Raw genomic sequence first — 14,472 nt, 5'->3', positions numbered from 1 at the left:
GCCGACACACCCTCGAGCACGTCCCGGGGTCTGTCGGAGACGGGTGGTATCAACAGAGCAGGACGAAGTAAGGAGGCAGCAGACGTGAACAGACCATGCGGACGTTGCGAGACGGCACTCGACCACTGCCACGGAACGTTGATCGTGCACAGCCGGCGCGGCATCGAGTGCACCGACGAGTCGTGCGTCGAGCTGTCCGAGGTTCGCCATACCCTGATCATCGACTGCGAGGAACTCGGCGACGGATGCTTCTGCACCGCGGAGTTCACTGCCGAACTGCGTCACGCCTCCTGAGGGATCGGCCCCAGATCCACGCCCACCTCGTGCAGGCGACGGCGTAACCGGGAAAGGTGGCTGCCCGGCCAGTAGAGGTGGCCGCAGTTCCGGCACCGACTGAAGTCGCGCTCCCGTTCCGCCACTCCGGGCGGCACCTCATGGCGTGCCTCGTCCCAGGACACCGTGGTCAAGGTCCCATTGCACCCCGCGCATCGGGTGAACGGCGCGATCCGTGTGTGGAGGTCGAAGCGGTCCAGTACTTCCCGTAGCTGGCGGCGTGGATCGGTCTCGTGCAGGAAGGCGCCGTGAGTCACTGCCGCACGCTTGAGGAGGCCGGTGTCGCGGGTGAGGACGATCCGGTGCTCGGACACCGAAATCTCGACCAGTTCGGTGTCGGCGAAGTCGTTGCGGTACCGGGTGTCGAAGCCGAGTAACCGGAGATAGCCGGCGAGCCGGCCGAGATGCACGTCGAGGACGAACGAGGATTCGCGTAACGGTCGCGGTCGCAGTCGAGTGAGACCCGTGATGTCGACGCGTTCGAACACGGGATACACCGTGACCCGTTCGCCCCCGACGAGGCGGTGCGCGAAGTCGACCGAGATCTGGTCGACGAGCACGAGGTCAACTTCGGTGTGCGGCACGCCCAGCGCTTCGATGCGGTCCTTCACCGAGGGTGTGCCGATGAAGTAATGCGCGAATGTGCGCTTCCGCGACTCCGGCGCGAGGAAGTCGTTCAGCTCCTCGTAGAAGCGGAACTCGCACTGGCGAAGCGGTTCAGGCATCAGCATTCACTTCCTGAGGCCACAGTACTGGGCGACTCCTCGCGATCGCGCGTGTGCCGTCACCCTGCAACCGGTCGATGGCGACTGTCGACCCGGGCGCTCACTCCCGCCGTCGGTCGGCGAATGCGTTGAGGACCCCGGCCATGTCCTCGGCTTCCGCGGTGGTGACGGTCAATCGGTCACCGCACGCGGTGGTGACGATCACCGCGGGCCCGGTGCGGGTGACGACGCCGTAGTTCCGCGGCCCCTTCACTTTCAACCCCCACCCACCGAAGTCGTCGAAGGGCTTGACTACGTCGACGCGCGCACCCTCGATCTCGTCGATGCCGTAGTCGAGGGCGGTCATGCCCATGTTGATCACCCGGATGCCGTCCTCGTCCACGATGACACGGAAGCGCAGGAGGCTGACGATCAACAGCCCGACGGGAACGAACACGGCGAGCGGCCACCAGCCGCCGGAAATGCGGCAGACGACGAGGGCGGGGACGACGCCGAGCAGAAGAAGCAGGATTCCGGACCCCGCTGTCCCGAAACCCACGGATGCGGCCACTGCGGCGGGTGCGGCGGCCCGGGGCAGTGTGACGTCGGGTCGATGTGTGGCCGAGACCCGGCGCCGGTAGTCCCGCAGACACGCCGCGCCGATCATTCCGACACCGGCGCCGAGTACGGTCCCGGCGCCGAGGGACCACAGCGGAAGCTCGGTATCGGCCGGATGGGTGACATCGAGTTGGACGGCGAGTATCACCACGTGCACGGTGCTGACCATCCCGACCACAGACAACCCGACGACGAGCATGGTGCGGCGCATCATGAGCAAGGCCGGCGCGAGGGCGGCAACGGCCGCGCAGCCACCGCCGAAGAGGACCGTCACGAGAGCGAACGTCCAGGCACTGGACATCGGGGTGGAAAAACCGTCCGCCGAGGTGGTGGTCCAATGCGTGGCGATTTCCGCGGGCAGCCGGGGTTCCCACAGCTTCGTCAGGAGCACGCCGGACAACGCGGCTACCACGGGCAGGATCACACCGAAGACGGCTCCAGCGGGGTCGACGATTTTCGAACTGGGCACCGGGTGGGCCGTCTGCCGCCGATCAGGACGGCTGGCAGGCGTCCTTCAGCGAGCAGGCTCCACAGGAGTTGCCACAGGCACCGGTATCGGCGGCGGGCACGGCTGCCGCCGCCCGGGCACCGAGTGATCCGCCCGTACCCGCTGTGAGCGCAGCAGCGACGACGCTGACCAGGAGGGCGCCGATCCCGATGACTCCACCGACCAGAATTCCGGCGACACCACCGATGATCAGCAGCCCGGCCGCGGCGAGAAGCGTGGGGCCCGCGACCTTGTTCGCCAGGGTGAAGGCGTCGTCGTCGCGCAGTGTCTCGGCGGTCCGGACACCCGCCCACCGGTTGCGCGGCAGACGTTCGGTGAGGCCGGCCAGGGCGACGCCGGCAACGGCGACGGCGAGGACGAACAGCACGACGGAGGCAATCAACACGACACCAGGATACGGCGCACCCGGATGCGCAGGTGAGTCCGGGTGGGGTGAGGCTCTACCCTGGTTGACGGTATTCCTCTCCATCCACGAATGTCAGCCAAGTAGATAGCGACCACAGTGACCGAGCACGCGCAGCCCGCCAACCCGTCCGACGCGACCCCGCAGCACCGCTACACCGCGGAACTCGCCGGCCAGATCGAGCAGCGCTGGCAGGATCGATGGAGCGCGGAGGGCACCTTCGACGCGCCCAACCCGGTCGGCCCGCTGGCAGGCCCGGTTCCCGCCGACAAGCTGTTCGTGCAGGACATGTTCCCGTACCCGTCGGGGACGGGTCTGCACGTGGGGCACCCACTCGGCTACATCGCCACCGACGTGTTCGCCCGCTATCACCGGATGCAGGGCCACAACGTGCTGCACACGCTCGGGTACGACGCGTTCGGTCTGCCGGCGGAGCAGTACGCGGTGCAGACGGGAACGCATCCGCGGGCCACCACCGAGGCGAACATCATCAACATGAAGCGCCAGCTCCGGCGTCTCGGCCTCGGGCACGACGAGCGGCGCACGTTCGCGACCACCGACGTCGACTTCTACCACTGGACGCAGTGGATCTTCCTGCAGATCCATGACGCCTGGTTCGACAAGAAGGCTGGGAAGGCCCGGCGCATTTCCGAGCTCGAGGCGGAGTTCGCCTCGGGTGAGCGCACCGTGGAGGACGGGCGGGACTGGCAGTCGTTGTCGGTCTCCGAGAAGGAAGCCGTGCTCGACTCCTACCGGCTGGTGTACCACTCGGATTCGATGGTCAACTGGTGCCCGGGTCTGGGCACTGTCCTGGCCAACGAGGAGGTGACAGCGGACGGCCGCAGCGACCGCGGCAACTTCCCCGTGTTCCGGAAGCACCTGCAGCAGTGGATGATGCGGATCACTGCCTACGCCGACCGCCTTGTCGACGACCTCGAGTACCTGGATTGGCCCGAGAAGGTCAAGGCCATGCAGCGCAACTGGATCGGGCGCTCGCACGGTGCGCAGGTGCGATTCCAGGCCGACAGTCACGAGATCGAGGTGTTCACGACTCGTCCGGACACGCTGTTCGGCGCCACCTATGTGACTTTGGCGCCGGAGCACGACCTCGTCGACGAGCTCGTCGCCGCCGAGTGGCCCGAGGGCGTCGATCCGCGATGGACCGGCGGTGCGGCCAACCCGGCCGAAGCCGTTGCGGCGTACCGGAAGTCGATTGCGGCCAAGTCGGATCTCGAGCGTCAGGAATACAAGGAGAAGACGGGTGTCTTCCTCGGCACCTACGCGGTGAACCCCGTCAACGGGCGCGAGCTGCCGGTGTTCATCGCCGACTACGTCCTCACCGGGTACGGCACGGGCGCCATCATGGCGGTCCCCGGCCATGATCATCGTGACTACGAGTTCGCGACCGAGTTCGGTCTCGACATCGTCGAGGTGATCTCCGGTGGCGATCTCACGAAGGACGCGTACACCGGCGACGGCACCATCGTGAATTCGGACTTCCTGAACGGAATGACCGTCGCCGACGCCAAGAGGGTCATCACCGAGCGTCTCGAGGCGGACGGCACCGGTAAGGGCACCATCCAGTACAAGCTGCGCGACTGGCTGTTCGCTCGTCAGCGGTACTGGGGTGAGCCCTTCCCGATCGTGTACGACGCCGACGGCAATGCGCACGCACTGCCGGATTCCATGTTGCCGGTAGAACTTCCGGAGGTCGAGGACTACGCTCCCGTGTCCTTCGATCCCGACGACGCCTCCTCGGAGCCCTCTCCCCCGCTGGCGAAGGCTGTCGACTGGGTCAATGTCGAACTCGACCTCGGGGACGGACTGCAGACGTACCGCCGCGACACCAACGTGATGCCACAGTGGGCGGGCAGTTCGTGGTATCAGCTGCGCTACATCGACCCGACCAACCAGGACACGTTCTGCGACAAGGAGAACGAGCAGTACTGGACAGGTCCGCGGCCGGAGATCCACGGACCGAACGATCCCGGCGGCGTCGACCTGTATGTCGGCGGTGTGGAGCACGCTGTGCTGCACCTGCTGTACTCGCGGTTCTGGCACAAGGTGCTGTTCGACCTCGGCTACGTCAGCTCGAGTGAGCCGTACCGCCGCCTGTACAACCAGGGCTACATCCAGGCCTACGCCTACACCGATGCGCGCGGGGTGTACGTGCCGGCCGACGAGGTGGAGGAGAAGGACGGCAAGTTCTTCTATCAGGGCGCGGAGGTCAACCGCGAGTACGGCAAGATGGGCAAGAGCCTCAAGAACTCGGTGTCGCCGGACGAGATCTGCGAGGAGTACGGGGCCGACACCCTCCGGGTGTACGAGATGTCGATGGGCCCGCTCGACACGTCGCGTCCGTGGGCGACCAAGGACGTCGTTGGCGCTCAGCGTTTCCTGCAGCGCGCCTGGCGGGTGGTGGTCGACGAGGAGTCCGGCGCCGTGCGGGTCACGGACGACGCCCCCTCCGAGGACACCCTGCGTGCGCTGAACAAGGCGATCGCCGGGGTGAGCGACGACTACACGGCCCTGCGGGACAACACCGCGGCGGCCAAGCTGATCGAGTACACCAACCATCTCACCAAGGCCTACCCCGGCGGTGCCCCTCGCTCCGCGGTGGAGCCCCTGGTGCTCATGCTCGCGCCGCTGGCCCCGCACCTCGCGGAGGAGCTGTGGTCGCGCCTCGGCCACGAGAAGTCGCTGGCCCACGGTCCCTTCCCGGTGGCCGAGGAGAAGTGGCTGGTGGAGGACACCGTCGAGTACCCGATCCAGGTGAACGGCAAAGTCCGCAGCCGAGTCACGGTGGCGGCCGACGCGTCACGCGAGGAGATCGAGAAGATCGCGCTCGCCGACGAGAAGATCGTGGCACTGCTGGACGGCAAGGATCCGCGCAAGGTGATCGTCGTGCCGGGGAAGATGGTCAATATCGTCCTCTGAAGTGCTCCGCACCCGTGAGCACTTCTTAACACTCCGTGGTTGAGAAGTGCTCACGGGTGTCGTGTTTGCGCTACTGTCCTCGAATAGAACGCGTTCTAGTCGACTTCAGGAGCATTCGCCATGGCACCGTCCGCAGAAGACATCCGCAAGACCGTCGAGAGGTACGTCGAGGTGGTGGCCACGGGCACCGTCGACGACGTGCTGGCGCTCTATGCCGACGGTGCAGTCGTGGAAGATCCGGTGGGTACCGACCCGCGAACCACGGTGGAGTCGATTCGCGAGTTCTACGGGGTTATCGAGCCGCTACAGCAGACCAGCGAACTGCACACGCTGAGGATCGCCGGAAACACAGCGGCCTTCCACTTCTCGCTGGTCACCGAACTGGGTGAGCAGAAGCTCGAGATAGCGCCGATCGATGTGATGACCTTCGACGACGACGGCAAGATCACGACCATGAAGGCGTACTGGTCACAGGAGGACATGGTTACGCGCTGACACGCACACGACCACACCGGGATTACCGCCCGGTCGAGCGGACAGTGTGCTTACGATGTCGGTGTGGCCACCGACGACGCCGGGCCGGCCGCAAGGGGTGCCCGACGCAGAGCAGTCGCACGTGCAGGTACGCGCTTCCGGCGCGTACCGCGTCAGTGGCTGGTCGTAGCGGGTGCCGTCGCCGCCACGGTGATGGTGGCCTGCTCCTCCGGGTCGGAGGTCAGGACCGTCTCCGTCGAGCTCAACGGCGCCATGGACGACGGGTATCCCTGGACCCAGGTGCTGCTTCCGCCGCAGACGCCCACCACCGTTCCGTACGGTCCTGCCGGCACCGAACTGCCCACCGAGGGCGGCACCGGCGGCATCCGAGTGGTGGGTGACCGCACGGGTCTCTACGGGGGAAGCCCGGACCGGTTGCTGTGCGACCGCCAGAAGCTCGTCGACGACCTCGAACGGGACCCCGCCCGAATGACGGCGTGGTCCGGCGTATTCGACGTCGACGACGTTCGGAGTTACGTACGGACGCTGACGCCGGTTTTGCTTCGCGCGGATACCCGGGTCACCGACCACGGGTTCGAGGGGGGCCGGGCGCAGCCGGTCCAATCGGTTCTCGAGGCCGGGACGATCGTTCTGGTCGACGACCACGGCGTGCCACGGGTTCGGTGTGTACAAGGCAGCCCTCTCCTGGCCCCCATCCTCGGCGAGAATTCGGAAATGCAGGGTGACCCGTGGCCGAGTTTTCAGGAGGATCGGCTCTTGGTAGTGCAGCCGTCGAACCTGGCAATGAACGACATCGCCGTCGTGGACTTGATGACCGGAGGCCTTACTCCCGTTCCGGTCGGTGCGGGACCGGGGCAGCCGGCGGAGCGTCCGAGGGCGCCGGCGCCGGTGATCTCCGAAGCCCCTGTCGTCGATTCGCCGCCGATCGCGGTGCAGCAGGCTGCGCCACGTCCTGCCCCGGCTACGGTTGCGCCGCCGCCGCCACCGCCTCCTCCCCCACCACCACCACCACCGCCTCCTCCTCCGCCACCACCGCCGCAGGTCGAATTGCCACCGCCTCCGGCCCCCGCGCCGTTGCCGCAGCCGCAGATCCGGGTGCAGATTCCCGGCATGCCTCTCCTGGTCATTCCCATTCCCTAGGGATCGGAAGTGACGCCACCCTTGATCTATGGTGGAACGTGTTCTAGTTTTGGTACTTCACGTACCGATAGGGAGCCGTATGACCACATCAGGGGACAACCACGCCATCCTCCCCGCGAAGGAATCGGTGGACCAGAGCTTCGACGTGGTCGTGGTCGGATCGGGCGCTGCCGGAATGAGTGCCGCGATCACCGCGGCCGCGCGCGGACTGAAAGTGGTGATCGTCGAGAAGTCGCCGTATTGGGGCGGCTCCACGTCCCGATCCGGTGGCGGAGTATGGATTCCGGGAAACACGGTGCTCCAACGGGACGCTCCCCCCGACGATCTCGAGGCCGCCCGCACGTACGTGCGCAGCATCGTCGGACCGGTCGTCGATCCCGAGCGGATCGACACCTACATCGACAGAGGGCCGGAAGCACTCCAGTTCCTGATCGACCACAGTCCGCTGAAGTTGGAATGGGTGAAGAACTACTCCGACTACTACCCGGAGGCACCGGGCGGGCTGGCTACCGGTCGCTCGTGTGAGCCCGTGCCGTTCGATGCGCGCGCACTCGGCGACGACCTCGACACCCTGCATCCGCCGTACAGCAAGACCCCACTGAACGTCGTCGTGAAGCAGTCGGATTATCGCTGGCTGAGTACGGGATTCCGGACTTGGCGCGGACCGGTTCGGATGGTGCGGGTCGGGCTGCGCAGTATGGTCGCGAAGGCGCGGCGACAGCACCTGATCGGCATGGGTGCGGCCCTGATGGCGGAACTCCTTCTCGGGGTCCGCCAAGCGGGTATCCCCCTGCGGCTGAACACCGAGCTGACCGATCTGCTCACCGAGAACGGCCGCGTAGTCGGGGTGGTCGTGAAGTCGAACGAGCAGACCACGACGCTGCGCGCGGGGCACGGTGTCGTCCTGGCGTGCGGTGGATTCGACAACAATGCGGAGATGCGACGGAAGTACCAGCGCGAGCCGATCGGTTCCGACTGGACCACCGGGGCACCGTCGAATACGGGCGACGGTATCAATGCGGCGCTGAAACTCGGTGCCGGGGTGAGCTTCATGAGCGACGCCTGGTGGGGTCCGAGCATCCCGCTGCCCAAGGGACCGTGGTTCGCCCTCGCCGAGCGGTCACTGCCGCGCAGCATCATGGTCAACGACCGCGGCGAGCGGTTCATGAACGAGTCGCTGCCGTATGTCGAGGCGGTACATCGAATGTATGGCGGTGAGTACGGGCAGGGCGACGGCCCGGGCGAGAACATCCCCGCCTGGTTGATCTTCGACCAGACCTACCGGGACCGGTACCTCTTCGCCAGTGTCACGGCGCGTGCCCCGCTTCCCAGGAAGTGGCTCGAAAGCGGGGCGATCGTCAAGGCGTCCACTCTCGAGGGCCTTGCCGAGAAGATCGGTGTTCCCGCGGATCGTTTCACCGCCACCGTCGAACGGTTCAACGGGTTCGCCCGCCGGGGTGTGGACGAGGACTTCCACCGTGGTGAGAGCAAATACGACCACTACTACGGCGACATCAGCAACAAACCCAACCCGAGCCTGGGCGAGTTGACCAAGGGCCCGTTCTACGCGGCCAAGATGGTCCCGGGCGATCTGGGTACGAAGGGCGGCATCAACACCGACACGGCGGGGCGAGCACTTCGCGAAGACGGAACCGTCATCGAGGGACTCTATGCGGCGGGAAACACGAGCGCGCCGGTCATGGGACACACCTATGCGGGACCGGGAGCCACGATCGGTCCTGCGCTGGTCTTCGGCTATCTTGCGGCACTCGACATTGCGGAGAGGGCGCGGTCGATGGCAGGCACGTCCGGAGAGTGATGTCCGAACGCGAGGTCGTGGTCGACGGATTCCGTTGGAGTATCAGCGATCTGGGCGCAGGACCGCCGGTGGTGATGTGCCACGGATTCCCGGGACTCGGGTTCAGTTATCGCCATCAGAGTCGCGCGCTCGCCGATTCCGGGTTCCGGGCCCTCGCGCCGGACATGCCCGGGTACGGTCGCACGGACACCCCCGTCACCATCGACGACTACGCGAACGATCGCGTCGCCGACCAACTCGTCGGCCTCCTGGACACGCTCGGTGAAGATCGAGCGGTATTCGTCGGCCACGACTTCGGCGCCCCGGTCGCGTGGACGCTCGCTCTACGCCACCCCGAGCGGGTGTCGGGGCTGGTGCTCCTGGCGGTGCCCTATGCGCCCGACCGTTTCCCCGCCCGACCGTCCGAGTTGTATGCGGCGGTGGCGCGCAAGCACTTTCTGCACATCCACTACTTTCAGGAACCCGGTGTCGCGGATCGGGAGCTCGACGCCGACCCTCGCCGATTCCTGCACAGGCTGTTCCACGCGCTCTCGGGCGACTATCACTACCTCGACATCTGGCAGCACCCGTCCGAGGGCAACGGCTATCTCGACGTGTTGCCGCACGCACCGCCGTTGCCGTGGTCGTGGTTGTCGCAGGCCGAATTCGACCACTACGTCAGAGTATTCAGCGCTACCGGATTCACCGGGGGCCTCGACTGGTATCGGGCGTACGACGCGAACTGGGAACGCAGCGTGGACCTCGATGGCGCCCCCATCGAGGTCCCGACGCTGTTCATCGCCGGTGCCCGTGATCCCGTCCTCGCGATGAGCGGTTCGGCGGCACTCGACCGCATGCGGGAGGCCGTTCCCGACCTGCGGGGCGTGCACATACTGGAGGGTGCCGGGCATTTCGTTCAGCAGGAGCGGCCCACCGAGGTGAACACGCTCCTGCTGGATTTCGTAACCGACCTGGACGTCACCGGGTCGGCAGGCCACTAGCTGCCGGCGGCCTTCTCGTTCTTGCGGTTGGCGGCCTCGGACTCGGCCAAATCCTCCACGCGGTCGGCCCGCGCCCGCTTGTCTGCAGCCTCGTTCTGCTTGTCGGCGGCTTCCTGCAGTTGCTCCTTGGCAGGTGCAGCGGCCTTCTCCTCGGCAGCCTTGATCTTCTCCCGCTCGTTCCGTGCGGCGGCCTCCGCGGCCTGTTTACGCTGAGCTGCCTGCTCGTCGGCCTGCTTCGCGGCGGCTTGCTTGCGCTGTTCGGCCTCCTGAGCGGCGGCGCGCTTGCGTTCTTCTTCGCGCTTACGGGCTTGCTCGACCTCGCGCTGCTTCGCCTCCTGCGCTTCAACTTGCTGCTCGTTGGCGCGCTGCCGCCCGGCTTCCAACTCGGCGTCTGCCTCCGCCTCTTTGCGGCTCGCCTCGGCATCGAGTTCCGCTGCCCGCAGGAGCGCGTCGCTGCGTTTGGTGAGCGCCGCGCCGCGCTGCTCGACCTCCTGATCGCCCAGAACACTGCCGACGGCGCCGTCGAGGACGCCGAGAGTGCGTTCGTACATCACCCGCGCCGGCGCCTCGGTACCCAGCCGGGACATGAACTGGTCCTCGATCAGTTGCAACGGGAACCGCACGATTTTGTACTGCAGGCGCAGGACCGCTAACGGCACACTGACGATATTCATCGAATCTCCCTCGATACGTGGGTGGTGATCAGGACTGTTCGGCGTCGTCGCGCAGGGCCTCGGCTTCGCGACGTGCACGCTCGGCTTCGGCCCGCGCGGCGTCCGCTTCGCGTATCGACTGGCGATGCTCCTCGACGGCCTCTCCGGCGCTCTCCGCCGCGGCAGCGACCTCGGTGCGCGCATTCTCTTCGGCGCGACTGGTTTCGATCCGGGCGTCGACTCCGGCTCGGGCCTGCTCCGTGGCCACCTCACGGTGCTGCGCCTCTTCGGCCGCCCGGCGCTGTGCTCGGCGCTGCTCTTCGGCGGCTTGCCGTGCAACATCCGCCTCGTCCCGGACCTCGGCGCGTTCTGCGGCCCCTTCGGCACGCACTTCCTGGAGTTCCTCGGCCGCCTGCTCGGTCTCCGCCCGGGCGATGGCTTCGGCGGTGTTCGCCTCTTTGCGCTGCTGCGCCTCGGCTTGCTGCAATTGTCCCTCGGCGGTCAGCGAGTCGTTCCCGGTCACCGCTCCGGCGACCTCTTTCGCCTTGCCCTTGACGGAGTCCAGCAAACCTTCGCGGGCTTCCCCGGACGTGTCGCGATCACTCATGGATGGTTCTCCTACTGTCGTGGGCTGAACGGGCTGTCGTGTGCTGAAAAGGCTGTCGTGCGCTGAAAGGGCTGGCTTTGCCGTCCCGAACCGACGAGTAACCAGAATGGGCGACCGCGAATCGCGGGATTCTGTCGCAGTCGTTAATTCCGTGGGTTCTCCGGTGTGATCACCTAGCATCGGGGCCATGACCGCGCCGCACACCGATCAGTCGTATACCGCACTGCTCGAGGAGGTGGCCGCGTCGCAGCGGGCGCTCGAGTCGACGCTCGAGACCATGACCGACCAGCAGGCCCGTGAACCCTCCCGGTTACCGGGGTGGAGTCGTGGTCATGTGGTGACGCATCTGGCGAGGAACGCGGATGCTCTCAACCGGTTCGCCGTCGGCGTGATTACGGGGGAACCCGCTCCGGAGATGTATCCCGGCGGGCCTGCTGCCCGGGCAGCCGCGATAGAGGAGGGGGCGGGCCGGTCCGTCGAGCTCCTCGCCGCCGACTTTCGATTCGCCGGCCGCCGCGTGATCGATTCGCTTCGGGAGATCACCGCGGACCGGTTCGAGACGCCGGTGAACTGGCGTAAGCCGGTGACGGCCCGGGATGTGCCGGTACTGCGGTGGCGTGAACTCGAGATCCATCACGTCGACCTCGGCCTGGACCATGCGGTCGGTGACTGGCCGGAGGCCTTCGTCGACAACACGTTGGCGACGGAGCTACCCGAGTTGAAGACACTTCATCCCGACGTCACCATTCCGGAACTGCCGCATCACGAGCTGCTCGCGTGGTTGATCGGCCGTCCCACCCGTACCGGGCTGCCGTCGGTTCCCGCCTGGCCGTTCTGACCGTCAGGCGTATTCGGCAGTGTCGAAGGAGCTGGCCTCGTCGAGGCCGGCCCAGATGATGTTGCAGCGCTTACGGGTCATTTCGTCGGCGTCGGTGAGCAGGGCGTCGAGCAGGGAGCGGGGGGCCTTCTGCCACGACTGCTGCAGGGCTTCCACAGCGTGGGGCGGGAACAGCCCGGAGCGTGCGGCCGCGAGGGTCCACTCGCCGAACTCGCCATCGTGGATCCGCTCGACGGCGTCGTAGTCCACGTCGCCGTCGCCGAGATCGAGGGAGAACATCGAAGCGAAGAGATCGCCGCTCACGTCGATGACGGAATCGTTCGGCTTGCGCTGTTCGGTGTTCATCGTGGCGTTACCTCCTGAGCCGACGTGAAAAACCCGACTCGTGCTGGCGAACTGTGCTGACGTAAAAAACTGTAGGGCGGTTGATTGTGAGCAGCTTAAGGGTTTTCTGAAGGACCAAACAGTGATGTATCTCACGTCGGTTTTTTGCCGGTGCGTCGCGCAAGTCTCGCTGTCACCGGACGCGCAGCACGACTTCGGTGGGATGTGCGTCGGCCGGCGTCTCGACGGCCTGACGTACGGCAGCGGCGACCGTCGAGGCTCGGAGGTACCTCTCGGGACGGTATTCGTTGCCCTCGCCTGCGACGATGGCGCGTTGCATGTCCGTGTCGATCCGTCCGGGGTGAAGGGAGGTGACCCGCAGGTCCGGCTCCTCGAGCCGCAGGGAGTCCGCGAAGGCGCGGAGGGCGAATTTGCTCGCCGCATAGGATCCCCACCCGGCATTTGCCCGGATTCCCGCACCGGAATTGATGAGCACGACGTGTCCTCCGGCGGCGCGCAGGGCAGGTAGGAGGAGGCGCGTCAGCTCGGCCACGGCGATCACGTTCGCTTCGAGTGTGTGACGCCACTGCTCGACGCTGGACTCGGCGACGGTCGACAGGTCGGCGACCCCGGAGTTGTGCACCAGCACGTCGAGGTGCTCGATCGGCGCGCAGGCGTCGGCCACCGCGTCGTAGTCGGTGAGTTCGACGGGCCAGGGAGTCGCGGCGGGGAGTTCGCCGAGGATGGCGGTCAGCGACGCTGCTGTGCGGGCTCCGAGAAGGAGGTCGTGACTCGGTGCGAGTTCGCGGGCGATGGCGGCTCCGAGGCCGCGGCTGGCTCCGGTGATCAGGGCTGTGGGCACGGACCCGAGGCTAGCGCCCGTGAGCACTTCTCAACGCCCCAGTGTTAAGAAGTACTCACGGCGGACCAGTGATGCCAGCGCAGGGAGCGGACGGTGATTACCGGTCCCTGCGGACGGCGCGCGGCGTACTGCGGGTATTTGGCGGCGAGAGCGTCGATGGCGGCGGTTCCTTCCGCGGTGGTCGCGTCGAGTACCTCGGCCACGCCGTCCACCCGCACCCACCACAGCTGGTCCCAGTCGTCGTCGTAGTGATCGACGAGCATGCTGACGGACGGATTCGCGGCGATGTTCTTCAGTCGTCGTAATGCCGTGGTGCGCTTGGGTTTGAAGTCGACGCACGAGTAGATTTTGTCCTCGGCGAGGGCGAAGACCAACGGTACGAGATGCGGTGCTCCGTCGGGTCCGGCGGTAGCGAGCCGGGCGACGCGGGCAGCGGAGAATCGCTGCACGGGTTCCATTACGACTCCCTGACGTTCGCGTCCGACAGCGGCTGACTCGATTGCGAGGGCACGCTGCCAAGTATTGGTCGACCCGGCGAGGCACGTCAACCTCGAGTTGACTATGAAACCACCAATGTGATGCCGAGCGTGAGCATCAGCGCGGCGATACCGGCGTCGAGTGCCCGCCAGGCGGCGGGACGGGCGAATACTCGGTGCAGGAATCGGGCGCCGTAGCCGAGGGCGAGGAACCAGCTGACGCTCGCGACGGCCGCTCCGAGGCCGAACAGCCAACGCCCGGGATCTCCTTGATTGTTGGCGACCGATCCGAGCATCAGCACCGTGTCGAGGTAGACGTGCGGGTTCAGCCAGGTCAGTGCGAGGCAGGTGAGGACCGCGGTGGCGAGTGTGGCAGACCCGACTTCCTGCGGAGTGTCGAGGGTCCCGGGACGTAGGGCTCGACGCGCCGCGAACGCCGCGTAGGCCAGCAGGAACGCTGCTCCTGCCCAGCGGATGACGGTGATCGCACCGGGCGCGTGGCTGAGGATCGTGGCAATTCCGCTGATCCCGAGTCCGATGAGGATGACGTCGGAGACCGCGCAGAGAGCGACGACGGGAAGGACGTGTCGGCGGACGATGCCCTGCCTCAGTACGAAAGCGTTCTGGGCGCCGATCGCGACGATCAGTGACAGACCGGTGCCGAAGCCCGCTGCTGCCGTGAGCACACTGGGTGTGAAGTCCATGGACACCACGCTACGAAGCCGCCCTGCATCAGGCCAGCTAATTATCCTTCATTGCCATTAGCATTGCTTCA

16 protein-coding genes are annotated in these 14,472 nt (G+C 66.4%); 7 read left to right on the top strand and 9 right to left on the bottom strand.

The window, feature by feature from the left end:
• Nucleotides 1-84 precede the first annotated feature (84 nt).
• A complete protein-coding gene (locus tag CBI38_RS30510) occupies nucleotides 85-294 on the top strand; it encodes a hypothetical protein (RefSeq protein WP_109334731.1) in 210 nt (69 codons plus the stop codon).
• Here CBI38_RS30510 and CBI38_RS30505 read toward each other — a convergent pair.
• The 3 genes from CBI38_RS30505 to CBI38_RS30495 all read right to left on the bottom strand — a co-directional run bounded on the left by CBI38_RS30505 (nucleotide 282) and on the right by CBI38_RS30495 (nucleotide 2,548).
• A complete protein-coding gene (locus tag CBI38_RS30505) occupies nucleotides 282-1,064 on the bottom strand; it encodes a Mut7-C RNAse domain-containing protein (protein WP_109334730.1) in 783 nt (260 codons plus the stop codon). The genes CBI38_RS30510 and CBI38_RS30505 overlap by 13 nt on opposite strands.
• Nucleotides 1,065-1,158: 94 nt before the next feature.
• Nucleotides 1,159-2,124, bottom strand: a complete 966-nt coding sequence (locus CBI38_RS30500; RefSeq protein ID WP_109334729.1) for a DUF1648 domain-containing protein — start codon at nucleotides 2,122-2,124, stop codon at nucleotides 1,159-1,161.
• Nucleotides 2,125-2,146: 22 nt separating this feature from the next.
• On the bottom strand, nucleotides 2,147-2,548 hold the full coding sequence (locus CBI38_RS30495) for an SdpI family protein (RefSeq protein ID WP_109334728.1): 402 nt from the start codon (nucleotides 2,546-2,548) through the stop codon (nucleotides 2,147-2,149).
• A 117-nt stretch (nucleotides 2,549-2,665) separates the two neighbouring features.
• Here CBI38_RS30495 and leuS point away from each other — a divergent pair, with 117 nt between their 5' ends.
• The 5 genes from leuS to CBI38_RS30470 all read left to right on the top strand — a co-directional run bounded on the left by leuS (nucleotide 2,666) and on the right by CBI38_RS30470 (nucleotide 9,937).
• Nucleotides 2,666-5,503: a leucine--tRNA ligase gene (leuS, locus tag CBI38_RS30490; RefSeq protein WP_109334727.1), complete on the top strand. Its 2,838-nt coding sequence runs from the start codon at nucleotides 2,666-2,668 to the stop codon at nucleotides 5,501-5,503.
• Nucleotides 5,504-5,623: 120 nt separating this feature from the next.
• Entirely contained in the window at nucleotides 5,624-5,998 is a 375-nt protein-coding gene (locus CBI38_RS30485; RefSeq protein WP_109334726.1) for a nuclear transport factor 2 family protein, read from the top strand.
• 63 nt (nucleotides 5,999-6,061) lie between these two features.
• Nucleotides 6,062-7,138 carry a DUF6777 domain-containing protein gene (locus CBI38_RS30480; RefSeq protein WP_109334725.1) on the top strand — a complete coding sequence of 359 codons (1,077 nt, stop codon included), beginning with the start codon at nucleotides 6,062-6,064 and terminating at the stop codon, nucleotides 7,136-7,138.
• Nucleotides 7,139-7,217: 79 nt separating this feature from the next.
• The gene (gene kstD / locus CBI38_RS30475) at nucleotides 7,218-8,957 is read left to right on the top strand and encodes a 3-oxosteroid 1-dehydrogenase (protein ID WP_109334724.1); all 1,740 of its coding nucleotides are present in this window, start codon (nucleotides 7,218-7,220) and stop codon (nucleotides 8,955-8,957) included.
• On the top strand, nucleotides 8,957-9,937 hold the full coding sequence (locus CBI38_RS30470) for an alpha/beta fold hydrolase (protein WP_109334723.1): 981 nt from the start codon (nucleotides 8,957-8,959) through the stop codon (nucleotides 9,935-9,937). The genes kstD and CBI38_RS30470 overlap by 1 nt, the downstream gene beginning before the upstream one ends.
• Here the strand turns inward: CBI38_RS30470 and CBI38_RS30465 are convergent.
• Together CBI38_RS30465 and CBI38_RS30460 are read right to left on the bottom strand one after the other, a co-directional pair.
• A complete protein-coding gene (locus CBI38_RS30465; RefSeq protein ID WP_109334722.1) occupies nucleotides 9,934-10,611 on the bottom strand; it encodes an IF2 family translation initiation factor in 678 nt (225 codons plus the stop codon). The genes CBI38_RS30470 and CBI38_RS30465 overlap by 4 nt on opposite strands.
• A 28-nt stretch (nucleotides 10,612-10,639) precedes the next feature.
• Nucleotides 10,640-11,197, bottom strand: a complete 558-nt coding sequence (locus tag CBI38_RS30460) for a CsbD family protein (RefSeq protein ID WP_109334721.1) — start codon at nucleotides 11,195-11,197, stop codon at nucleotides 10,640-10,642.
• A 187-nt stretch (nucleotides 11,198-11,384) separates the two neighbouring features.
• On the opposite strand from CBI38_RS30460, the gene CBI38_RS30455 reads away from it, so the two are divergent.
• Nucleotides 11,385-12,035, top strand: a complete 651-nt coding sequence (locus CBI38_RS30455; RefSeq protein WP_109334720.1) for a maleylpyruvate isomerase family mycothiol-dependent enzyme — start codon at nucleotides 11,385-11,387, stop codon at nucleotides 12,033-12,035.
• 3 nt (nucleotides 12,036-12,038) lie between these two features.
• Here CBI38_RS30455 and CBI38_RS30450 read toward each other — a convergent pair whose 3' ends face one another.
• The 4 genes from CBI38_RS30450 to CBI38_RS30435 form a co-directional block, all read right to left on the bottom strand.
• Nucleotides 12,039-12,380, bottom strand: coding sequence for a hypothetical protein (locus CBI38_RS30450; RefSeq protein WP_109334719.1), 342 nt, complete (start codon nucleotides 12,378-12,380; stop codon nucleotides 12,039-12,041).
• A 172-nt stretch (nucleotides 12,381-12,552) separates the two neighbouring features.
• Nucleotides 12,553-13,221 carry an SDR family oxidoreductase gene (locus tag CBI38_RS30445; protein ID WP_109335490.1) on the bottom strand — a complete coding sequence of 223 codons (669 nt, stop codon included), beginning with the start codon at nucleotides 13,219-13,221 and terminating at the stop codon, nucleotides 12,553-12,555.
• A gap of 44 nt (nucleotides 13,222-13,265) precedes the next feature.
• Nucleotides 13,266-13,679, bottom strand: coding sequence for a TIGR03668 family PPOX class F420-dependent oxidoreductase (locus CBI38_RS30440; RefSeq protein WP_109334718.1), 414 nt, complete (start codon nucleotides 13,677-13,679; stop codon nucleotides 13,266-13,268).
• 101 nt (nucleotides 13,680-13,780) lie between these two features.
• A complete protein-coding gene (locus CBI38_RS30435; RefSeq protein ID WP_204164850.1) occupies nucleotides 13,781-14,401 on the bottom strand; it encodes a LysE/ArgO family amino acid transporter in 621 nt (206 codons plus the stop codon).
• Between the last annotated feature and the right edge of the window lie 71 nt (nucleotides 14,402-14,472).

It is taken from the genome of Rhodococcus oxybenzonivorans, assembly GCF_003130705.1.
Lineage (GTDB): Bacteria > Actinomycetota > Actinomycetes > Mycobacteriales > Mycobacteriaceae > Rhodococcus_F > Rhodococcus_F oxybenzonivorans.
Note: the sequence above shows the minus strand (reverse complement) of the source record. Positions and strands in the feature narration are given on the sequence as shown.